Here is a 21,191-nt window from a genome sequence, read left to right on the forward strand (position 1 = left end):
CCCGCGCCCGGCGGGGCCGCCCCGTCGGGTGGCGGGGGGCCGCGGTGTGGCGGGCCCCCCCCAGCCGGCGGGGGGGGGGCCCACGCGCGGTCCGCCCCCCCCCCCCGGGCGCCACGTTTCTGCTGAGGCTGGGAGCGGCTCAGCTCTCCTCGTGGGACACCGCGCGACGCGCGTCCGCGTCCAGCACGCCCCAGCTGATCAGCTGCTCGGTGAGGACCGAGGGGGACTGGTCGTAGATGACGGCGAGTGTGCGCAGGTCGTCCTGGCGGATCGAGAGCACCTTGCCGTTGTAGTCACCGCGCTGCGACTGGATCGTCGCGGCGTAGCGCTGGAGGGGGCCCGCCTTCTCGGCCGGGACGTGGGCCAGCCGCTCCAGGTCCAGGACCAGCTTCGGCGGGGGCTCGGCGGCCCCGCCCGGGGTGGTGCCGGGCAGCAGCTCCTGCACCGGAACGCCGTAGAAATCCGCCAACTCGGCAAGACGCTGCACGGTCACCGCGCGGTCGCCGCGCTCGTACGAACCGACCACGACCGCCTTCCAGCGTCCCTGGGACTTCTCCTCGACACCGTGGAGGGAAAGGCCCTGCTGGGTGCGGATGGCCCGGAGCTTGGCCCCGAGCTGTTTGGCGTATTCGCTGGACATATAGCTCCCCGGACACTGGATCGACGCGGCCGCAGTGGTTTCGAGCCGCGCGTCTGGTAACTCACTGTGAGGTTACGCAGCGTGACTCTTCTGCGTCAAGCCGAATGGTCCACACCGACTCTTCCGTAAGAGTGGAGGCCGATTGGGCCAGGGGGGTGAACCGGGGCCTCGTTCCGGCCTGCTACGGTGGATGGCGCAAATCCGACGTCCTTTAAGGTCCGTCCCGTGAGGCGGAGAAGGAGGTCCGTTTCGTATGGACAAGCAGGACACTTCCGATATCCAGGCGTCCGATGCGCGGCCCGTTCTCGAAGGCCCCGACATCGCGCGCGTGCTGACCCGTATCGCCCACGAGATCGTCGAACGCGCCAAGGGCGCCGACGACGTGGTGCTCCTCGGAATCCCGACCCGAGGTGTCTTCCTCGCCCAGCGGCTCGCCGCGAAGCTGGAGGAGATCACCGACCGCACGGTCCCGGTCGGTTCGCTCGACATCACCATGTACCGCGACGACCTGCGCATGCACCCGCCGCGTGCGCTGGCCCGCACCGAGATCCCCGGTGACGGCATCGACGGCCGCCTGGTCGTCCTCGTCGACGACGTGCTCTTCTCCGGCCGCACCATCCGCGCGGCCCTGGACGCCCTGAACGACATCGGGCGCCCGCGCGCGGTGCAGCTCGCGGTCCTCGTCGACAGAGGCCACCGCGAACTGCCCATCCGCGCCGACTACGTCGGCAAGAACCTCCCCACGTCGTTGCGGGAGACGGTCAAGGTCCAGCTCGTCGAGGAGGACGGTCGCGACACCGTCCTGCTCGGTGTGAAGCCGGCCCAGTAGCGAGCCCCCGGGGCACGCCGGTCCTCGGCGCGCCCTCGCTTGCCCGGAATCTCCCCTGAACTGCCTTACGGAGCCTGACAGATGCAGCGTCATCTCATCTCGGCCGCCGACCTCACCCGCGACGACGCCGTCCTGATCCTCGACACCGCCGAGGAGATGGCCCGGGTCGCCGACCGGCCGATCAAGAAGCTGCCGACCCTGCGCGGCCGCACGATCGTCAACCTCTTCTTCGAGGACTCCACGCGCACGCGTATCTCCTTCGAGGCCGCCGAGAAGCGTCTCTCGGCGGACGTCATCAACTTCACCGCCAAGGGCTCCAGCGTGTCCAAGGGCGAGTCCCTCAAGGACACCGCCCAGACCCTGGAGGCCATGGGCGTCGACGCCGTCGTCATCCGCCACGGCGCCTCCGGAGCGCCGTACCGCCTCGCCAACTCCGGGTGGATCGACGCGGCCGTCATCAACGCCGGTGACGGCACCCACCAGCACCCGACGCAGGCCCTGCTGGACGCGTTCACCATGCGCCGCCGGCTCGTCGGGCGGGACGCCGGGATCGGACAGGATCTCTCCGGAAAGCGCATCACGCTCGTCGGGGACGTCCTGCACAGCCGCGTCGCCCGCTCCAACGTCGACCTGCTGCACACCCTCGGCGCCGAGGTCACCCTCGTCGCCCCGCCCACCCTGGTGCCGGTCGGCGTCGAGACCTGGCCCTGCGAGGTCTCGTACGACCTGGACAGCACGCTCGCCAAGTCCGACGCGGTGATGATGCTGCGCGTCCAGCGCGAGCGCATGAACGCCGCGTTCTTCCCGACCGAGCGCGAGTACTCGCGGCGCTACGGCCTGGACGGCGACCGCATGGCGCGGATGCCCGAGCACGCCATCGTGATGCACCCCGGCCCGATGGTCCGCGGCATGGAGATCACCGCCGAGGTCGCCGACTCCGACCGCTGCACCGTGGTGGAGCAGGTCGCCAACGGCGTCTCCATCCGGATGGCCGTGCTGTACCTGCTGCTCGGTGGGAACGAGCCCGCCGCCTCTCACACCCGCATCGAGGAGAAGTAAGTCACATGAGCAAGATCCTGATCCGTGGTGCGAAGGTCCTCGGCGGCGAGCCGCAGGACGTCCTGATCGACGGCTCCGTCATCGAGGCGGTCGGCACGGGCCTCTCGGCCGAGGGCGCCGAGGTCGTCGAGGCGGCCGGCAAGGTGCTCCTGCCGGGCCTGGTCGACCTGCACACCCATCTGCGCGAGCCGGGCCGCGAGGACTCCGAGACCGTGCTGACCGGCACGCGCGCGGCCGCCTCCGGCGGTTACACGGCCGTGTTCGCCATGGCCAACACCTTCCCCGTCGCCGACACCGCCGGCGTGGTCGAGCAGGTGTACCGGCTCGGCCAGGAGCACGGCTACTGCGACGTGCAGCCCATCGGCGCCGTCACCGTCGGCCTGGAGGGCAAGAAGCTCGCCGAACTCGGCGCCATGCACGAGTCGGCCGCCGGGGTCACCGTGTTCTCCGACGACGGCAAGTGCGTCGACGACGCCGTGATCATGCGGCGCGCCCTGGAGTACGTGAAGGCCTTCGGCGGGGTCGTCGCCCAGCACGCGCAGGAGCCGCGCCTGACCGAGGGCGCCCAGATGAACGAGGGGATCGTCTCCGCCGAGCTGGGCCTCGGCGGCTGGCCCGCGGTGGCCGAGGAGTCGATCATCGCCCGGGACGTCCTGCTCGCCGAGCACGTCGGCTCCCGCGTGCACATCTGCCACCTGTCGACCGCCGGGTCCGTCGAGATCGTGCGCTGGGCCAAGTCCCGGGGCATCGACGTCACCGCCGAGGTCACCCCGCACCACCTGCTCCTCACCGACGAGCTGGTGCGCACCTACAACCCGGTCTACAAGGTGAACCCGCCGCTGCGCACCGAGCGGGACGTGCTCGCCCTGCGCGAGGCCCTGGCCGACGGCACGATCGACATCGTCGCCACCGACCACGCCCCGCACCCGCACGAGGACAAGGACTGCGAGTGGGCCGCCGCCGCCATGGGCATGGTCGGCCTGGAGACCGCGTTGTCGGTGGTGCAGGAGACCATGGTGGACACCGGGCTCCTCGACTGGGCCGGGGTCGCCGAGCGCATGTCCCTCGCGCCGGCCCGCATCGGGCAGGCCGCCGGACACGGCCGTCCCGTCTCGGCTGGTGAGCCCGCCAACCTCACGCTGGTCGACACGGAATACCGTGGGTCGGTGGACCCCGCGGGCTTCGCCTCGCGCAGCCGCAACACCCCGTACGAGGGGCGTGAGCTGCCGGGCCGTGTCACCCACACGTGGCTCCGGGGCAAGGCCACGCTCGTCGACGGGAAGCTCACGTGACATCTGCACTACTGATCGCGGCCGGCAAGGAATCGGCGCCGGTGACCGACTGGGCCGCCCGCATCGGCTGGCTCGTCGGCCTCGCCCTGTTCGTCGCCCTCGTCTACTGGCTGATGCGCGAGGGCTGGAAGTGGCGCGGCACCCTCCAGGGCGACCTGCCCGAGCTCCCCGCCGCGCCGGACGACCCCGGCCCGGCGAGACTGAGCATGAGCGGCCGCTACCACGGCTCCACCACGGCCGGCCAGTGGCTCGACCGGATCGTGGCGCACGGCCTCGGCACCCGCAGCCGGGTCGAGCTCACCCTGACGGACGCGGGAGTGGACGTCGTACGCCCCGGGGCGACCGACTTCTTCATCCCGCGCGAGGCCCTGCGGGAGGCCGTGCTCGGCAAGGGCATCGCCGGCAAGGTCCTGACCGAGGGCGGACTCCTCCTCGTGACCTGGGCCCACGGCGAGCGACTGATCGACTCGGGGTTCCGCTCGGACCACGCGGCCGAGCACACCGAGTGGGTCGACGCCATCAACTCCATGATCAACAAGACGGAAACGGAAGGCGCGCGATGACGACCTCCACAAGGGGGGCCTCGAAGGTCCCCGCGGTACTCGTCCTGGAGGACGGCCGGATCTTCCGCGGCCGTGCCTACGGGGCCGTGGGGGAGACCTTCGGCGAGGCCGTGTTCTCCACCGGCATGACCGGCTACCAGGAGACCCTGACCGACCCCTCCTACGACCGCCAGATCGTGGTCGCGACCGCCCCCCAGATCGGCAACACCGGCTGGAACGACGAGGACGACGAGTCCCGCCGCATCTGGGTCTCCGGATACGTCGTGCGCGACCCCGCGCGCGTGCCGTCCAACTGGCGCGCCCAGCGCTCCCTGGACGACGAGCTGGTCGCGCAGGACATCGTCGGGATCTCCGGCATCGACACCCGCGCGCTCACCCGCCACCTGCGCAAGCGCGGCTCCATGCGCGCCGGGATCTTCTCCGGCGAGGCGATCGCCGCCGAGTCCGAGCTCGTCGCGCGCGTGCAGGCCCAGCCGCACATGAAGGGCGCCTCGCTGTACGAGGAGGTCGCCACCAAGGAGACGTACGTCGTCCCGGCGGTCGGCGAGAAGAAGTTCACCGTCGCCGCGATCGACCTCGGCATCAAGGGCATGACCCCGCACCGCATGGCCCAGCGGGGCATCGAGGTGCACGTCCTGCCGGCCACGGCGAGCGTCGACGAGGTCTACGCCGTCGAGCCGGACGGCGTGTTCTTCTCCAACGGACCCGGCGACCCGGCGACCGCCGACGGCCCGGTCGCGCTCATGACCGCGGTGCTGGAGCGGAAGACGCCGCTGTTCGGCATCTGCTTCGGCAACCAGATCCTCGGCCGGGCCCTCGGCTTCGGCACCTACAAGCTGAAGTACGGGCACCGGGGCATCAACCAGCCCGTGCAGGACCGCACCACCGGCAAGGTCGAGGTCACCGCGCACAACCACGGGTTCGCCGTGGACGCGCCGCTCGACAAGGTCAGCGAGACCAAGTTCGGCCGCGCCGAGGTCTCCCACGTGTGCCTGAACGACGACGTCGTGGAGGGGCTCCAGCTGCTCGACCAGCCGGCCTTCTCCGTCCAGTACCACCCCGAAGCGGCAGCGGGCCCGCACGACGCCGCCTACCTGTTCGACCGCTTCGTATCCCTGATGGAGGGCCAGCGTGCCTAAGCGCTCCGATATCCAGTCCGTCCTGGTCATCGGCTCCGGCCCGATCGTCATCGGCCAGGCCGCCGAGTTCGACTACTCCGGTACCCAGGCGTGCCGCGTGCTCAAGGCCGAGGGCCTGCGCGTCATCCTCGTCAACTCCAACCCGGCGACGATCATGACCGACCCGGAGATCGCCGACGCCACCTACGTCGAGCCGATCACCCCGGAGTTCGTCGAGAAGATCATCGCCAAGGAGCGCCCCGACGCCCTGCTGCCCACCCTGGGCGGCCAGACGGCCCTGAACACGGCGATCTCGCTGCACGAGGCCGGCACCCTCGACAAGTACGGCGTCGAACTGATCGGCGCCAACGTCCAGGCCATCCACAAGGGCGAGGACCGCGACCTGTTCAAGGACGTCGTCGAGGAGGTCCGCAAGAAGATCGGGCACGGCGAGTCCGCCCGCTCGGTCATCTGCCACTCCATGGACGACGTCCTCAAGGGCGTCGAGACGCTCGGCGGCTACCCGGTCGTCGTGCGCCCCTCCTTCACCATGGGCGGCGCCGGCTCCGGTTTCGCGCACGACGAGGAGGAGCTGCGCCGCATCGCCGGCCAGGGCCTGACCCTCTCGCCGACCACCGAGGTGCTCCTGGAGGAGTCCATCCTCGGCTGGAAGGAGTACGAACTGGAGCTGATGCGCGACAAGCACGACAACGTCGTGGTCGTCTGCTCCATCGAGAACTTCGACCCGATGGGCGTGCACACCGGCGACTCGATCACCGTCGCGCCCGCCATGACGCTCACCGACCGCGAGTACCAGGTCCTGCGGGACGTCGGCATCGCGATCATCCGCGAGGTCGGCGTCGACACCGGCGGCTGCAACATCCAGTTCGCGGTGAACCCCGAGGACGGTCGCGTGATCGTCATCGAGATGAACCCGCGCGTGTCGCGGTCCTCGGCGCTCGCCTCCAAGGCGACCGGCTTCCCGATCGCCAAGATCGCCGCGAAGCTCGCCGTCGGCTACACGCTGGACGAGATCCCCAACGACATCACCGAGCAGACCCCGGCCTCCTTCGAGCCGACGCTCGACTACGTCGTGGTCAAGGCCCCGCGGTTCGCCTTCGAGAAGTTCCCGTCCGCCGACTCCACCCTCACGACCACCATGAAGTCGGTCGGCGAGGCCATGGCGATCGGCCGCAACTTCACCGAGGCCTTCCAGAAGGCGCTGCGCTCGCTGGAGAAGAAGGGCAGCCAGTTCACTTTCGTGGGCGAGCCCGGCGACAAGACGGCCCTCCTGGAGGAGTCCGTACGGCCCACCGACGGCCGGATCAACACCGTCATGCAGGCCATCCGCGCGGGCGCCACGCCGGAGGAGGTCTTCGAGTACACGAAGATCGACCCCTGGTTCGTCGACCAGCTCTTCCTGATCAAGGAGGTCGCCGACGAGCTGGCCTCCGCTGAGCGTCTGGACGCCGATCTCCTCGCCGAGGCCAAGCGGCACGGCTTCTCCGACCAGCAGATCGGCGAGATCCGCGGTCTGCGCGAGGACGTGGTGCGCGAGGTGCGGCACGCGCTCGGCGTGCGCCCGGTCTACAAGACCGTCGACACCTGCGCGGCCGAGTTCGCCGCGAAGACGCCGTACTTCTACTCCTCCTACGACGAGGAGAGCGAGGTCGCGCCCCGCGAGAAGGCGGCCGTCATCATCCTGGGCTCCGGCCCGAACCGCATCGGCCAGGGCATCGAGTTCGACTACTCCTGCGTGCACGCGTCCTTCGCGCTGTCGGACGCCGGGTACGAGACGGTGATGGTCAACTGCAACCCGGAGACCGTCTCCACCGACTACGACACCTCCGACCGGCTCTACTTCGAGCCGCTCACCCTGGAGGACGTCCTGGAGATCGTCCACGCCGAGCAGCAGGCGGGACCGGTCGCGGGCGTCATCGTGCAGCTCGGCGGCCAGACCCCGCTGGGCCTGGCGCAGGCGCTCAAGGACAACGGCGTGCCGGTCGTGGGGACCTCGCCCGAGGCGATCCACGCCGCCGAGGACCGCGGTGCCTTCGGCCGGGTCCTCGCCGAGGCGGGCCTGCCGGCCCCCAAGCACGGCACCGCCACCACCTTCGCCGGCGCCAAGGCCATCGCGGACGAGATCGGCTACCCGGTCCTCGTGCGGCCCTCGTACGTCCTCGGCGGCCGGGGCATGGAGATCGTCTACGACGAGACCCGCCTGGAGTCCTACATCGCCGAGTCGACCGAGATCAGCCCCTCGCGGCCGGTCCTGGTCGACCGCTTCCTGGACGACGCCATCGAGATCGACGTCGACGCCCTCTACGACGGCCAGGAGCTCTACCTGGGCGGCGTGATGGAGCACATCGAGGAGGCCGGCATCCACTCCGGCGACTCGGCGTGCGCGCTGCCGCCGATCACCCTGGGCGGCTTCGACATCAAGCGCCTGCGGGCCTCCACCGAGGCCATCGCGCGCGGGGTGGGCGTCCGCGGCCTGATCAACATCCAGTTCGCGATGGCCGGCGACATCCTCTACGTCCTGGAGGCCAACCCGCGCGCGTCCCGCACGGTCCCCTTCACCTCGAAGGCGACCGCGGTGCCGCTCGCCAAGGCCGCCGCCCGCATCTCGCTGGGCGCGACCGTCGCCGAACTGCGCGCCGAGGGCCTGCTCCCGGCCAACGGCGACGGCGGCGAGCTGCCGCTGGACGCGCCGATCTCCGTCAAGGAGGCGGTCATGCCGTGGTCGCGCTTCCGCGACATCCACGGCCGCGGCGTGGACACGGTCCTCGGCCCGGAGATGCGCTCCACCGGCGAGGTGATGGGCATCGACTCCGTCTTCGGCACGGCGTACGCCAAGTCGCAGGCGGGCGCCTACGGGCCGCTGCCGACCAAGGGCCGCGCCTTCATCTCGGTCGCCAACCGCGACAAGCGCTCGATGATCTTCCCGGCGCGCGAGCTCGTCGCCCACGGCTTCGAGCTGCTCGCCACCTCCGGCACCGCCGAGGTCCTCAAGCGCAACGGCATCAACGCCACCGTCGTGCGCAAGCAGTCCGAGGGCACCGGGCCGAACGGCGAGAAGACCATCGTCCAGCTCATCCACGACGGCGAGGTGGACCTGATCGTCAACACCCCGTACGGCACCGGCGGCCGCCTCGACGGCTACGAGATCCGTACGGCGGCGGTGGCGCGGTCGGTCCCGTGTCTGACGACGGTCCAGGCGCTCGCCGCCGCCGTCCAGGGCATCGACGCCCTCAACCACGGTGACGTGGGCGTCCGTTCGCTCCAGGAACACGCGGAACACCTGACCGCGGCCCGCGACTAGCAGCCCTGAGGGGGACACCGGAAACGGTGTCCCCCTCTTCATGAGGACACCATGTACAAGATCTTCTTCAATCTCGTCTTCCGGCGCATGGACCCCGAGAAGGCACACCACCTCGCCTTCCGCTGGATCCGGCTCGCCGCCCGCGTCCCCGTGCTGCGCACCTTCGTCGCGGCCGCCCTCGCGCCGCGGCACAAGGAACTGCGCACCGAGGCCTTCGGGCTGCGCATGCACGGACCCTTCGGTCTCGCCGCGGGCTTCGACAAGAACGCGGTCGCGATCGACGGCATGGCCATGCTGGGCTTCGACCACGTCGAGATCGGCACCGTGACCGGGGAGGCCCAGCCGGGCAACCCCAGGAAGCGGCTGTTCCGCCTCGTGCAGGACCGCGCGCTGATCAACCGCATGGGCTTCAACAACGAGGGCTCACTGGCCGTCGCGGCCCGTCTGGCGTCCCGTGAGCCGGTCTTCAAGACCGTCGTCGGCGTCAACATCGGCAAGACCAAGGTCGTCCCCGAGGCCGAGGCGGTCGGCGACTACGTGAAGTCGACGGAACGCCTCGCGCCCTTCGCCGACTACCTCGTCGTGAACGTGTCGTCGCCCAACACCCCCGGCCTGCGCAACCTCCAGGCCACCGAGGCGCTGCGCCCGCTCCTGACCGCCGTCCGCGAGGCGGCCGACCGGACCGTCACGAACCGCCGCGTCCCGCTCCTGGTGAAGATCGCGCCCGACCTCGCCGACGAGGACGTCGACGCGGTCGCCGACCTGGCCGTCGAACTCGGCCTGGACGGCATCATCGCCACCAACACCACCATCGCGCGCGAGGGACTCGGTCTGGCATCCGGACCTGCCCTGGTGAAGGAGACCGGCGGGCTCTCCGGAGCACCTCTCAAGAAGCGCTCCCTGGAGGTCCTCAGGCGCCTGTACGCGCGCGTGGGCGACCGGATCACCCTGGTGGGCGTCGGAGGCGTCGAGAACGCCGAGGACGCCTGGCAGCGGATCCTGGCGGGTGCCACCCTGGTCCAGGGCTACAGCGCGTTCGTCTACGAGGGGCCCTTCTGGGCCCGTGCCATCCACAAGGGCCTCGCCGCGCGCCTGCGCACGAGCCCGTACGCCACCCTCGCCGACGCGGTCGGCGCCGACGTGAGGAAGACCACGGTATGACCGAGCCCTTCGGCGCCCGCCTGCGCCGCGCCATGGACGAGCGCGGCCCCCTGTGCGTGGGGATCGACCCGCACGCCTCCCTGCTCACCGAGTGGGGTCTGCACGACGACGTGGCCGGCCTGGAGCGCTTCAGCCTGACGGTCGTCGAGGCGCTGTCCGACCGCGTCGCCCTGTTCAAGCCGCAGAGCGCGTTCTTCGAGCGCTTCGGCTCGCGGGGCGTCGCGGTCCTGGAGCGGACCGTCGAGGAGGCCCGCGCGGCCGGTGCGCTGGTCCTCATGGACGCCAAGCGCGGTGACATCGGCTCGACCATGGCCGCGTACGCCGAGGCCTTTCTGCGCAAGGACTCCCCGCTGTTCTCGGACGCCCTGACCGTGTCGCCCTACCTCGGCTACGGCTCGCTCTCGCCGGCGATCGCGCTGGCCCGCGAGAGCGGCGCGGGCCTGTTCGTGCTCGCGCTCACCTCCAACCCGGAGGGCGGCGAGGTCCAGCACGCGGTCCGCGCGGACGGCCGGAACGTCGGCGCGACCATGCTGGCCCACCTGGCCGCCGAGAACACGGGGGAGGAGCCCCTGGGGTCCTTCGGCGCCGTCGTGGGCGCGACCCTGGGCGACCTGTCGGCCTACGACCTGGACATCAACGGCCCGCTCCTCGCGCCCGGCGTCGGCGCCCAGGGGGCCACCCCGGCCGACCTTCCCCGGGTCTTCGGCGCGGCGATCCGCAACGTCGTCCCGAACGTCAGCCGGGGAGTGCTGCGGCACGGTCCCGACCTCGGCGCGCTGCGCGCCGCCACGGACCGGTTCGCGGAGGAGATCCGCTCGGCGCTGCCGACGGGCTGAGGCGGGTGTCGGAGGACCGGACGGGGCGTTTCCGGCGGTCGGCGCGGATGTTCGACGCCGGCGTTCGAGTCCTCCGGCGGGAGGTCCGAGGCCCGCTTGAGCCTGAATACATCCTCAAATCCGGGGCAGTATGTCAGGAATGTCCGTCCTGACGGAGGCTGACCAGGACTTTTCCGCTGTTCTCGCTGACTCTGGCGGACTTGGCCGCTAGTCTCCGACGCAGAGTCAACGGGCGAGCGTGTTGCTCGTGGCTCCCCAGGTGTGGGGCGACTAGGTTCCTCACCGGTCCGTATCCGACAGTTCGACATCCGAGGTGACGTAGGCGTGGCTCTTCCGCCCCTTACCCCTGAACAGCGCGCAGCCGCGCTCGAAAAGGCCGCCGCGGCTCGCCGGGAGCGGGCCGAGGTCAAGAATCGACTCAAGCACTCCGGCGCCTCTCTCCACGAGGTCATCAAGCAGGGCCAGGAGAACGACGTCATCGGCAAGATGAAGGTCTCCGCCCTGCTCGAGTCCCTGCCGGGCGTGGGCAAGGTCCGCGCCAAGCAGATCATGGAGCGACTCGGCATCTCCGAGAGCCGTCGTGTGCGCGGCCTCGGCTCCAACCAGATCGCTTCGCTGGAGCGTGAGTTCGGCAGCACGGGTTCCTGAACCGGGTCTCTCCGGGAAGGGGAGTCCCGGGCACTCCGGGATTGCTGGAATAATCGCTGCATGGCTGCAACATTCCGGGGGACGACCCCCGAGCCCCCGGACGTACGTCCGCGGCTGACCGTGCTCTCCGGCCCCTCAGGGGTCGGCAAGAGCACGGTCGTCGCCCATATGCGCAAGGAACACCCCGAGGTCTGGCTCTCGGTGTCGGCGACGACCCGCAAGCCCCGCCCCGGCGAGAAGCACGGCGTCCAGTACTTCTTCGTCACCGACGACGAGATGGACAAGCTGATCGCCAACGGCGAGCTGCTGGAGTGGGCCGAGTTCGCCGGCAACCGCTACGGCACGCCGCGTGCGGCCGTGCTGGAGCGACTGGAGGCGGGTGAGCCCGTCCTGCTGGAGATCGACCTCCAGGGTGCCCGGCAGGTCCGTGAGTCCATGACGGACGCCCAGCTCGTGTTCCTGGCTCCGCCCTCCTGGGAGGAGCTGGTGCGCAGACTCACCGGTCGTGGCACCGAGCCGCCCGAGGTGATCGAGCGCCGCCTGGAGGCGGCGAAGGTCGAACTGGCGGCTGAACCCGAGTTCGATGTGACCTTGGTCAACACCTCCGTCGAGGACGTGGCGCGCGAGCTGCTAGCCTTGATGGATGTCGTGTGATCGTGCCTGCTCGTAGAGGCGTGATCACGCACACCGATTCTTTCCCATCCATCGGAAGGTAGAGCGTGTCCTCTTCCATCTCCGCGCCCGAGGGCATCATCAACCCGCCGATCGACGAGCTCCTCGAGGCCACCGACTCGAAGTACAGCCTCGTGATCTACGCGGCCAAGCGGGCCCGCCAGATCAACGCGTACTACTCGCAGCTCGGCGAGGGCCTCCTCGAGTATGTCGGTCCGCTGGTGGACACCCACGTCCACGAGAAGCCGCTCTCGATCGCCCTCCGCGAGATCAACGCGGGTCTGCTGACGTCCGAGGCCGTCGAGGGTCCGGCGCAGTAGCAGGCGTTTCAGTAGTACTTTCAGCTTTTCGCTGACTCATCCACAGGCCCGACAGCGCGACTGTCGGGCCTGTGGTGTGTGATGGACCCGTACGCCGCACGCGTACGTTGCCGAGCCGGGGAGAGACGGTGGACAAGCCGAAGGTCGTGCTGGGGGTCAGCGGTGGCATCGCCGCGTACAAGGCCTGCGAGCTGCTGAGAAGGCTCACGGAGTCCGGCCACGACGTCCGGGTCGTCCCCACCGCCTCCGCCCTGCACTTCGTGGGCGCCGCCACCTGGTCCGCGCTGTCCGGCCACCCGGTCTCGACCGAGGTCTGGGACGACGTCCACGAGGTCCCGCACGTCCGCATCGGGCAGCACGCCGACCTCGTCGTCGTGGCCCCGGCCACCGCCGACATGCTCGCCAAGGCGGCGCACGGCCTGGCGGACGACCTGCTCACCAACACGCTCCTGACGGCCCGCTGCCCGGTCGTCTTCGCCCCCGCCATGCACACCGAGATGTGGGAGCACCCGGCCACCCAGGAGAACGTCGCGACCCTGCGCCGCCGCGGTGGCGTGGTGATCGAACCGGCCGTCGGCCGTCTGACCGGCGTCGACACCGGCAAGGGCCGGCTGCCCGACCCGGCCGAGATCTTCGAGGTCTGCCGCCGTGTGCTGGCCCGCGGTGCGACCGAGCCCGACCTCAAGGGCCGGCACGTCGTGATCAGCGCCGGTGGCACCCGCGAACCCCTCGATCCGGTGCGGTTCCTCGGGAACCGCTCCTCCGGCAAGCAGGGGTACGCCCTCGCCCGCACCGCGGCCGCGCGCGGCGCCCGGGTCACCCTCATCGCCGCGAACACCGGCATGCCGGACCCGGCCGGTGTGGACGTCGTCCCCGTCGGGACGGCCGTGCAACTGCGGGAAGCCGTCCTGAAGGCCGCGGCCGACGCCGACGCGGTCGTCATGGCGGCGGCGGTCGCGGACTTCCGGCCGCAGACCTACGTGGCCGGGAAGATCAAGAAGAAGGACGGTCAGGAGCCCGATCCCATCGTTCTGGTGCGGAATCCGGACATCCTCGCCGAGATCTCGGCCGAACGCGCCCGCCCGGGCCAGGTGGTCGTCGGATTCGCCGCCGAGACCGACGACGTGCTGGCCAACGGCCGCACGAAGCTGCTGCGCAAGGGCTGCGACCTCCTCGTCGTCAACGAGGTGGGCGAGCGCAAGACCTTCGGGTCGGAGGAGAACGAGGCGGTGGTTCTGGGCGCCGACGGCAGCGAGACCCCGGTCCCGCACGGCCCGAAGGAGTTCCTGGCCGAAACCGTCTGGGACCTGGTGGTGAGGCGTCTGCCCTGACCGCTTCCGTCGCTTCCCGGTCCCCAGGAACCTCTGCCGCGAAGGCGTGGCGCCCCTGGCCAAGTCCGCTCGGAATTGGGCACAATGCCCGTGCCGCAGGTCACAGCACTCCCGAGAGGCGAGACAGGGGGGCCGGTGGCAGAGCACGACCGATAAACTGTTCTCGGACGATGCCGGGCGCAGCCCCCGAGCCCGTCCGCCCATGATCAGCCAGCAGCCGCTGCAACCCCAGGGAGCGTTGTGTCCCGTCGCCTGTTCACCTCGGAGTCCGTCACCGAGGGCCACCCCGACAAGATCGCTGACCAGATCAGTGACACCATCCTCGACGCGCTCCTCAAGGAGGACCCGACCTCCCGGGTCGCCGTCGAGACCCTGATCACCACCGGTCTGGTGCACGTGGCCGGTGAGGTCACCACCAAGACGTACGCGCCGATCGCGCAGCTCGTCCGCGACAAGATCCTGGAGATCGGCTACGACTCCTCCAAGAAGGGCTTCGACGGCGCCTCCTGCGGTGTCTCGGTGTCGATCGGCGCCCAGTCCCCGGACATCGCGCAGGGCGTCGACACGGCGTACGAGAACCGGGTCGAGGGCGACGAGGACGAGCTGGACCGCCAGGGCGCGGGCGACCAGGGTCTGATGTTCGGGTACGCGACGGACGAGACCCCCACCCTGATGCCGCTGCCGATCTTTCTGGCGCACCGCCTCGCGAAGCGCCTCTCCGAGGTCCGCAAGAACGGCACCATCCCCTACCTGCGCCCCGACGGCAAGACGCAGGTCACCATCGAGTACGACGGCGACAAGGCCGTCCGTCTCGACACGGTCGTGGTCTCCTCGCAGCACGCGTCCGACATCGACCTGGACTCCCTGCTGGCTCCCGACATCCGCGAGTTCGTCGTGGAGCCGGAGCTCAAGGCGCTCCTCGACGAGGGCATCAAGCTCGACACGGAGAACTACCGACTCCTGGTCAACCCCACCGGCCGCTTCGAGATCGGCGGCCCGATGGGTGACGCCGGCCTGACCGGTCGCAAGATCATCATCGACACGTACGGCGGCATGGCCCGCCACGGCGGCGGCGCCTTCTCCGGCAAGGACCCGTCCAAGGTGGACCGCTCGGCGGCGTACGCGATGCGCTGGGTCGCCAAGAACGTCGTGGCCGCGGGTCTCGCCTCGCGCTGCGAGGTCCAGGTCGCCTACGCCATCGGCAAGGCCGAGCCGGTGGGCCTGTTCGTGGAGACCTTCGGTACCGCGACGATCGACACCGACAAGATCGAGAAGGCGATCGACGAGGTCTTCGACCTCCGTCCGGCCGCCATCATCCGCGACCTCGACCTGCTGCGCCCGATCTACTCCCTGACGGCGGCGTACGGCCACTTCGGCCGTGAGCTTCCGGAGTTCACGTGGGAGAAGACGGACCGCGTGGAGGCGCTGAAGAAGGCCGCGGGCCTGTAGGTCCGCGCCGTCCCGTACGAGGCCCGGCCCCTTCTGGGGGGCCGGGCCTCGGGCATGTCCGGCGACCGGCTCACCGCAGCGAGGACAGCGCGGCCCGCTGTCAGTCGGGTCTGGTACCAATGATGCTGTGAGCAGCGAGAACGGTTCGGTGGACGAGGGCGCCGAAGGAGCGCGTCCCGAGCAGTTGGCGCTGATTCGGGAGACCGTGCGCAAGGCCAAGGTGCCGCGGGCCAAGCCGCGGACGTGGCGGGGGGCCGCGCTGGCCAAGGAGTTGCCGGTCGCGCGGGTGCTGGTCGACAAGGGCGTGCTGCATCTCGACCGGTACTTCGACTACGCCGTGCCGGAGGAGCTCGACGCGGAGGCGCAGCCGGGGGTGCGGGTGCGGGTGCGGTTCGGCGCCGGGCGCGGGCGCGTCCGGGAGGGGCGGCGTGAGGGCGGGGGGCTGATCGACGGGTTCCTGGTCGAACGGCTGGCTGAGTCCGACTACTCCGGGCCGCTGGCGGCGCTCGCCCAGGTCGTCTCGCCCGAGCCGGTGCTCAGCGAGGAGCTGCTGGGGCTCGCGCGGGCCGTCGCCGACCGGTATGCGGGAAGTCTCGCCGATGTGCTCCAGCTCGCCGTGCCACCCCGTAGCGCCAGGGCCGAACAGCGGCCCTCGCCCGAGCCCTTGCCGCCGCCGGCCCCGCCGGAGACGGCCTCCTGGGGCCGGTACGAGCGCGGGGGCGTGTTCCTGGAGTCGCTGGCCTCGGGAGGCGCACCGCGCGCGGTGTGGAACGCCCTGCCCGGTCCGGAGTGGAGCGAGGAGCTGGCGCGGGCCGTCGCCGCGACCCTGGCATCCGGGCGGGGGGCGCTCGTCGTCGTGCCGGACGGGCGGGCCGTCGCACGCGTCGACGCCGCCTTGAGCTCGGTGCTGGGGGAGGGGCGGCACGCGGTCCTGACCGCCGACGCCGGGCCCGAGAAGCGGTACCGGGAATGGCTGGCCGTGCGGCGGGGCGCTGTACGGGCCGTGGTCGGGACGCGGGCCGCCATGTTCGCCCCGGTGCGGGACCTCGGTCTGGTCGCGCTCTGGGACGACGGCGACGACAGCCACAGTGAGCCGCATGCCCCGCAGCCGCACGCGCGCGAGGTGCTGCTGTTGCGGGCAGCATTGGACAAGTGCGCCTTCCTGCTGGGGAGTTGGAGCTGCACGGTGGAGGCCGCGCAGCTCGTGGAGAGCGGCTGGGCCCGGCCGCTCGTGGCCTCGCGCGAGCAGGTGCGGGCGGCGGCGCCCCTGGTGCGCACGGTCGGGGACCAGGACCTCGCGCGGGACGAGGCCGCGCGGGCGGCCCGGCTGCCCACGCTCGCCTGGCAGGCCGTCAGGGAGGGCTTGCGGCACGGGCCGGTGCTCGTCCAGGTGCCGCGGCGGGGGTACGTGCCGCGGATGGCCTGCGCCAACTGCCGGGCTCCCGCGCGCTGTCGGCACTGCGCCGGGCCGCTGGAGGGGCAGGAGTCGGCGGCGGCGCTGCGGTGCGGGTGGTGCGGGCGCGAGGAGGAGTCCTGGCACTGTCCGGAGTGCGGGGGGTTCCGGCTGCGCGCGCAGGTCGTGGGGGCCCGGCGGACCGCGGAGGAACTGGGGCGGGCGTTTCCGGCCGTTCCGGTGCGGACGTCCGGGCGTGAGCACGTGCTGGACACCGTGCCCGGGGCGCCGGCGCTGGTGGTGAGCACGCCGGGGGCCGAGCCGGTCGCCGAGGGCGGGTACGCGGCGGCGCTGCTGCTGGACGGCTGGGCCATGCTCGGCCGGCCCGACCTGCGGGCCGGGGAGGACGCGCTGCGGCGGTGGATCGCGGCGTCGGCGCTGGTGCGGGCGCAGGGAGCCGGCGGCACCGTGGTGGTGGTCGCCGAGCCCACGCTGCGGCCGGTGCAGGCGCTGGTGCGGTGGGACCCGGTGGGGCACGCGGTGCGGGAGCTGGGGGAGCGGGCCGAGCTGGGGTTTCCGCCGGTGTCGCGGATGGCCTCGGTGTCCGGGCCCGGGGAGGCGCTCGCCGAGTTCCTCGCGGCGGTGGAACTGCCGGACGAGGCCGAGGTGTTGGGACCCGTGCCGTTGCCGGTGACGGCGGCGGGAGGGCCGCGGAGGGTGGGGGCGCCGCCGGTCGGGGAGCGGTGGGTGCGGGTGCTGGTGCGGGTGCCGCCCGGGAGGGGGGCCGCGTTGGCGGCTTCCCTCAAGGCCGCGCAGGCTTCGCGGATGGCCCGGAGCGGGGGAAGCGGGGGCGAGGGAGCGGTCTGGGTGCGGATCGATCCGCCTGACATCGGTTGACGAATGTGGGTGCGGCGGGAGGTGACGGGGCGTCGGACGGCCCGTTCGCGGGACCGCCCACGCGCCGCCGGATGCCGGTGCGGGGCAGTGCGGCCTGGACATGCGTCTGCCCTCCCGGTCGTGGGGTGGGAGGGCAGAGGGAGGGGGCGGAGAGGTCAGCCGTTGCGGGGGCCGGGGAAGGCTGTGGGGCGTGCCTCCTCGCGGAGGGCGGGGCTGCCCGCGGTCGGCTGGGTCGGCATGGAGCGGGCCGCGGGCACCGTGGGGACCGACGGCACGGTGGGGACACCGGTGTCGACGCTGACCGTGCGGGTTCCCGACGGCTCCGTCGCGCGCTCGGCGTCGGCCGTCGCCTGGGCGGCGGCGCGGCGGGCGCCGTAACGACGGTGGACCGCCTGCTTGGTGACGCCGAGGGCGGAACCCACCGCGTCCCACGAGAAGCCGAGCGAGCGGTCGAAGTCGACCGCGGCCGTCACCAGGGTCTCGACACTGTCCCGCAGTTCCTGCGCGAGACGGACCGTGGGGGCGGGTGCGCGTCCGTAGACGACGAAGCCCGTGGAGGGACCGGAGCGGCGCGGGCGGTAGACGTTGCCCAACTGGGCGGTCAGGGTGCGCAGTGCGTCCACCTGCCGGCGGACCCGCTCGATGTCCCGCACCAGCAAGTGCAGGCTGGCCCGAGCCTGGGCGTCGTGGGTTGCGTGGTCGGCCATGAACAAGCCTCTCGAACCGGCGTTGAATAGGACGTTGATTGGGACGTTGAAAAGGATGGGGCCGCGCCAGCGGCCCGTTGTGGTCAACTCTTTCTTGACCAACGCGTCTACGCTCCGCTGGTCACGCAATGGGGGCGTACCGGCATATGCGTGCGCCGGGGGTAGGGGGTTCGCGCCTTGGCAGCAAGGCCGGGTCTCGTCTGCGAGGGCGCTCTCCGGCGGTGCGGTGGTCGTGCCCCGCCATAGACTTGTGTGCTGCCCGTCGTCACCCGTCCGAGAGGCCCTGCCCACCCATGAAGCTCGTCTTCGCCGGTACCCCCGAGGTCGCCGTTCCCGCTCTGGACGCTCTCATCGCCTCCGGGCGGCACGAGGTCGCCGCCGTCGTCACGCGTCCCGACGCGCCGGCCGGGCGGGGGCGCAGGCTGGTCGCGAGCCCGGTCGCGGAGCGGGCCGAGGAGGCGGGCATCGAGGTGCTGAAGCCCGTCCGGCCGCGGGACCCGGAGTTCCTGGAGCGGCTCCGCGAGATCGCCCCGGACTGCTGCCCCGTGGTCGCCTACGGCGCCCTGCTGCCCCGCGTCGCCCTCGACATCCCCGCCCACGGCTGGGTCAACCTGCACTTCTCGCTGCTGCCGGCCTGGCGCGGGGCCGCGCCCGTGCAGCACTCCATCATGGCGGGGGACGAGATCACGGGCGCCTCGACCTTCCTGATCGAGGAGGGCCTGGACTCCGGGCCCGTCTACGGAACCGTCACCGAGGAGATCCGGCCCACCGACACCAGCGGCGACCTGCTGACGCGGCTCGCCTTCGCCGGGGCGGGGCTGCTGGCCGCGACGATGGACGGCATCGCCGACGGCACGCTGAAGGCCGTACCGCAGCCGGCCGAGGGCATCACCGTCGCCCCGAAGATCACCGTCGAGGACGCCCGTGTGGACTGGGCCGCGCCCGCGCTGCGGGTGGACCGGGTCGTGCGGGGGTGCCACCCGTCGCCCGGCGCCTGGACGACCTTCCGCGGCGAGCGGCTCAAGCTCATCCAGGTCCAGCCGGTTCCCGACCGTACGGATCTCGCCCCCGGCGCGCTGTCCGTCGGCAAGAACAGCGTCCACGTCGGGACCGGGTCGTACGGCGTGGAGCTGCTGTGGGTGCAGGCCCAGGGGAAGAAGCCGATGAAGGCCGCGGACTGGGCGCGGGGCGTCAGGATCGCGGAGGGGGAGAGCGTCGGCGGGTGACGGGTCGCGGCGAGGTGGTCCGTGCCTCGGGCCTTCGGTGGGCAACGAGTTGGGCAAGGTGGTGCGCCCCGGGGCCTTCGGCGGGTCGCGGCAGGGTGGCCCGCGCCCCGGGGCCTTCGGCGGGTGACGGGGACCGGCAGGGTGGTCCGCACCGGGTCTTCGGCGGATAGCGGGTCTCGGCGGGGTGGTCCGTGCCCCGGGCTCTCGGCGGACAGCGGGGCCCGGCTGGCGCCCCTCGGGGGGTGGCGGGACCCCCGCTGGACGTACGCTTGGGGCGTATCCAGACCTTGAACCCGGAGCACCTTTTTCGTGAGCGAGCAGCCCCGGCGGGCCGGTAAGCCCGGCAAGCCGTACCGTCGGCCCCAGAAGGACCCCGTCCGCATCCTCGCCTTCGAGGCGCTGCGGGCCGTGGACGAGCGCGACGCGTACGCCAACCTCGTCCTGCCGCCGCTGTTGCGGAAGGCGCGGGAGAAGGGCGGCTTCGAGGCGCGGGACGCGGCGCTCGCCACCGAGCTCGTGTACGGCACGCTGCGGCGGCAGGGGACCTACGACGCGATCATCGCCGAGTGCGTCGACCGGCCGCTGCGCGAGGTCGATCCGCCGGTGCTCGACGTGCTGAGCCTCGGGGCGCACCAGCTCCTCGGCACACGCATCCCGACGCACGCCGCCGTGTCCGCCTCCGTCGAGCTCGCGCGGGTCGTGCTCGGCGACGGACGGGCCAAGTTCGTCAACGCCGTACTGCGCAAGATCGCGCAGGACGACCTCGACGGATGGATCGCCAAGGTCGCGCCGCCCTACGACGACGACCCCGAGGACCATCTCGCCGTCGTGCACTCCCACCCCCGCTGGGTCGTCTCCGTACTGTGGGACTCCCTGGGCGGCGGACGCGCCGGTATCGAGCGGCTGCTGGAGGCCGACAACGAACGGCCCGAGGTGACCCTGGTCGCCCGGCCCGGCCGGGCCACCACCGAGGAGCTGCTGCGCGAGGAGTCCGCCGTGGCGGGGCGCTGGTCGCCGTACGCCGTCCGGCTGGCCGAGGGCGGGGAGCCCGGGGCCGTAGGCGCCGTACGGGAAGGCCGGGCCGGGGTGCAGGACGAGGGCAGTCAGCTCGTCGCGCTGGCGCTGGCGAACGCCCCCCTGGACGGGCGGGACGAGAAGTGGCTCGACGGGTGTGCGGGGCCCGGTGGCAAGGCAGCCCTGCTCGCCGCGCTCGCCGCCGAGCGCGGGGCCGTGCTGCTCGCCTCCGAGAAGCAGCCGCACCGGGCCGGCCTGGTGGCCAAGGCGCTCGACGGGAACCCGGGGCCCTATCAGGTCATCGCCGCGGACGGGACCCGGCCGCCGTGGCAGCCGGGCAGCTTCGACCGGGTGCTGATGGACGTGCCGTGCACGGGGCTCGGCGCGTTGCGGCGGCGGCCGGAGGCCCGGTGGCGGCGCCGGCCCGCGGATCTGGAGGGGTTCGGGCCCTTGCAGCGGGGCCTGTTGAGCACCGCGCTGGACTCCGTCCGGGTGGGCGGCGTGGTCGGGTACGCGACCTGCTCGCCTCATCTCGCGGAGACGCGGGCCGTCGTGGAGGACGTGCTCAAGCAGTGGCCGGCTGCCGAGCTGGTCGACGCGCGGCCGTTGTTCCCCGGTGTGCCGGACCTGGGGGAGGGGCCGGACGTGCAGTTGTGGCCGCATGTGCACGGGACCGACGCGATGTATCTGGCGGTCATTCGCCGGACCGGGTGA

At 71.8% G+C, this 21,191-nt stretch carries 18 protein-coding genes; 16 read left to right on the top strand and 2 right to left on the bottom strand.

The genetic code is table 11. From position 1 onward, the window contains the following. Window positions 1-139: 139 nt before the first annotated feature. Entirely contained in the window at window positions 140-640 is a 501-nt protein-coding gene (gene bldD / locus ACIQJT_RS36995) for a transcriptional regulator BldD (RefSeq protein ID WP_003956405.1), read from the bottom strand. A gap of 253 nt (window positions 641-893) precedes the next feature. Between bldD and pyrR the strand changes: the two genes are divergently transcribed. The 14 genes from pyrR (at window position 894) to ACIQJT_RS37065 (ending at window position 17,530) form a co-directional block, all read left to right on the top strand. After that, window positions 894-1,469, top strand: coding sequence for a bifunctional pyr operon transcriptional regulator/uracil phosphoribosyltransferase PyrR (gene pyrR, locus ACIQJT_RS37000; RefSeq protein ID WP_365463574.1), 576 nt, complete (start codon window positions 894-896; stop codon window positions 1,467-1,469). Window positions 1,470-1,550: 81 nt separating this feature from the next. Beyond that, window positions 1,551-2,528: an aspartate carbamoyltransferase catalytic subunit gene (locus tag ACIQJT_RS37005; RefSeq protein WP_053852071.1), complete on the top strand. Its 978-nt coding sequence runs from the start codon at window positions 1,551-1,553 to the stop codon at window positions 2,526-2,528. A 5-nt stretch (window positions 2,529-2,533) separates the two neighbouring features. Next, the gene (locus tag ACIQJT_RS37010; protein ID WP_365463571.1) at window positions 2,534-3,820 is read left to right on the top strand and encodes a dihydroorotase; all 1,287 of its coding nucleotides are present in this window, start codon (window positions 2,534-2,536) and stop codon (window positions 3,818-3,820) included. Further along, window positions 3,817-4,383, top strand: a complete 567-nt coding sequence (locus tag ACIQJT_RS37015) for a hypothetical protein (RefSeq protein ID WP_365463569.1) — start codon at window positions 3,817-3,819, stop codon at window positions 4,381-4,383. Before ACIQJT_RS37010 ends, ACIQJT_RS37015 begins: the two co-directional genes overlap by 4 nt. Next, window positions 4,380-5,522, top strand: a complete 1,143-nt coding sequence (gene carA / locus ACIQJT_RS37020; RefSeq protein WP_402650044.1) for a glutamine-hydrolyzing carbamoyl-phosphate synthase small subunit — start codon at window positions 4,380-4,382, stop codon at window positions 5,520-5,522. The genes ACIQJT_RS37015 and carA overlap by 4 nt, the downstream gene beginning before the upstream one ends. Continuing rightward, a complete protein-coding gene (carB, locus tag ACIQJT_RS37025) occupies window positions 5,515-8,823 on the top strand; it encodes a carbamoyl-phosphate synthase large subunit (protein ID WP_402650045.1) in 3,309 nt (1,102 codons plus the stop codon). The genes carA and carB overlap by 8 nt, the downstream gene beginning before the upstream one ends. 51 nt (window positions 8,824-8,874) lie before the next feature. Beyond that, the gene (locus ACIQJT_RS37030) at window positions 8,875-9,984 is read left to right on the top strand and encodes a quinone-dependent dihydroorotate dehydrogenase (RefSeq protein ID WP_402650046.1); all 1,110 of its coding nucleotides are present in this window, start codon (window positions 8,875-8,877) and stop codon (window positions 9,982-9,984) included. Beyond that, the gene (gene pyrF / locus ACIQJT_RS37035) at window positions 9,981-10,820 is read left to right on the top strand and encodes an orotidine-5'-phosphate decarboxylase (RefSeq protein ID WP_365463557.1); all 840 of its coding nucleotides are present in this window, start codon (window positions 9,981-9,983) and stop codon (window positions 10,818-10,820) included. The genes ACIQJT_RS37030 and pyrF overlap by 4 nt, the downstream gene beginning before the upstream one ends. Before the next feature lie 324 nt (window positions 10,821-11,144). Continuing rightward, a complete protein-coding gene (locus ACIQJT_RS37040; protein ID WP_003977346.1) occupies window positions 11,145-11,468 on the top strand; it encodes an integration host factor in 324 nt (107 codons plus the stop codon). Between the two features lie 60 nt (window positions 11,469-11,528). Then, the gene (gene gmk / locus ACIQJT_RS37045) at window positions 11,529-12,122 is read left to right on the top strand and encodes a guanylate kinase (protein ID WP_078960127.1); all 594 of its coding nucleotides are present in this window, start codon (window positions 11,529-11,531) and stop codon (window positions 12,120-12,122) included. A gap of 65 nt (window positions 12,123-12,187) precedes the next feature. Continuing rightward, window positions 12,188-12,460, top strand: coding sequence for a DNA-directed RNA polymerase subunit omega (gene rpoZ, locus ACIQJT_RS37050; RefSeq protein WP_003988945.1), 273 nt, complete (start codon window positions 12,188-12,190; stop codon window positions 12,458-12,460). Window positions 12,461-12,588: 128 nt separating this feature from the next. Further along, a complete protein-coding gene (gene coaBC, locus ACIQJT_RS37055) occupies window positions 12,589-13,791 on the top strand; it encodes a bifunctional phosphopantothenoylcysteine decarboxylase/phosphopantothenate--cysteine ligase CoaBC (protein ID WP_402650047.1) in 1,203 nt (400 codons plus the stop codon). A 240-nt stretch (window positions 13,792-14,031) separates the two neighbouring features. After that, a complete protein-coding gene (metK, locus tag ACIQJT_RS37060; protein ID WP_086724675.1) occupies window positions 14,032-15,240 on the top strand; it encodes a methionine adenosyltransferase in 1,209 nt (402 codons plus the stop codon). Window positions 15,241-15,367: 127 nt separating this feature from the next. Beyond that, complete coding sequence (locus ACIQJT_RS37065; RefSeq protein WP_402650048.1) at window positions 15,368-17,530, top strand: primosomal protein N'; 2,163 nt, start codon at window positions 15,368-15,370, stop codon at window positions 17,528-17,530. Window positions 17,531-17,685: 155 nt separating this feature from the next. On the opposite strand, the gene ACIQJT_RS37070 is transcribed toward ACIQJT_RS37065, so the two are convergent. After that, window positions 17,686-18,237: a hypothetical protein gene (locus tag ACIQJT_RS37070; protein WP_365463548.1), complete on the bottom strand. Its 552-nt coding sequence runs from the start codon at window positions 18,235-18,237 to the stop codon at window positions 17,686-17,688. A 293-nt stretch (window positions 18,238-18,530) separates the two neighbouring features. Between ACIQJT_RS37070 and fmt the strand changes: the two genes are divergently transcribed. Both fmt and ACIQJT_RS37080 read left to right on the top strand, forming a co-directional pair. Further along, window positions 18,531-19,463 (top strand): methionyl-tRNA formyltransferase, encoded by a 933-nt coding sequence (gene fmt / locus ACIQJT_RS37075; protein ID WP_402650049.1) that lies wholly within the window; start codon window positions 18,531-18,533, stop codon window positions 19,461-19,463. Between the two features lie 309 nt (window positions 19,464-19,772). Then, window positions 19,773-21,191 carry an RsmB/NOP family class I SAM-dependent RNA methyltransferase gene (locus ACIQJT_RS37080; protein ID WP_402650050.1) on the top strand — a complete coding sequence of 473 codons (1,419 nt, stop codon included), beginning with the start codon at window positions 19,773-19,775 and terminating at the stop codon, window positions 21,189-21,191.

This window comes from Streptomyces sp. NPDC091972, assembly GCF_044756385.1.
GTDB lineage: Bacteria > Actinomycetota > Actinomycetes > Streptomycetales > Streptomycetaceae > Streptomyces.

What these genes read in the sequence shown, in the direction of transcription:
- gmk (WP_078960127.1), top strand. Translation starts at nt 11,529, where the DNA reads ATGGCTGCAACATTCCGGGGGACGACCCCCGAGCCCCCGGACGTACGT.
- fmt (WP_402650049.1), top strand. Translation starts at nt 18,531, where the DNA reads ATGAAGCTCGTCTTCGCCGGTACCCCCGAGGTCGCCGTTCCCGCTCTG.
- ACIQJT_RS37070 (WP_365463548.1), bottom strand. Translation starts at nt 18,237, where the DNA reads ATGGCCGACCACGCAACCCACGACGCCCAGGCTCGGGCCAGCCTGCAC.
- ACIQJT_RS37010 (WP_365463571.1), top strand. Translation starts at nt 2,534, where the DNA reads ATGAGCAAGATCCTGATCCGTGGTGCGAAGGTCCTCGGCGGCGAGCCG.
- pyrF (WP_365463557.1), top strand. Translation starts at nt 9,981, where the DNA reads ATGACCGAGCCCTTCGGCGCCCGCCTGCGCCGCGCCATGGACGAGCGC.
- carA (WP_402650044.1), top strand. Translation starts at nt 4,380, where the DNA reads ATGACGACCTCCACAAGGGGGGCCTCGAAGGTCCCCGCGGTACTCGTC.
- bldD (WP_003956405.1), bottom strand. Translation starts at nt 640, where the DNA reads ATGTCCAGCGAATACGCCAAACAGCTCGGGGCCAAGCTCCGGGCCATC.
- ACIQJT_RS37030 (WP_402650046.1), top strand. Translation starts at nt 8,875, where the DNA reads ATGTACAAGATCTTCTTCAATCTCGTCTTCCGGCGCATGGACCCCGAG.
- pyrR (WP_365463574.1), top strand. Translation starts at nt 894, where the DNA reads ATGGACAAGCAGGACACTTCCGATATCCAGGCGTCCGATGCGCGGCCC.
- ACIQJT_RS37005 (WP_053852071.1), top strand. Translation starts at nt 1,551, where the DNA reads ATGCAGCGTCATCTCATCTCGGCCGCCGACCTCACCCGCGACGACGCC.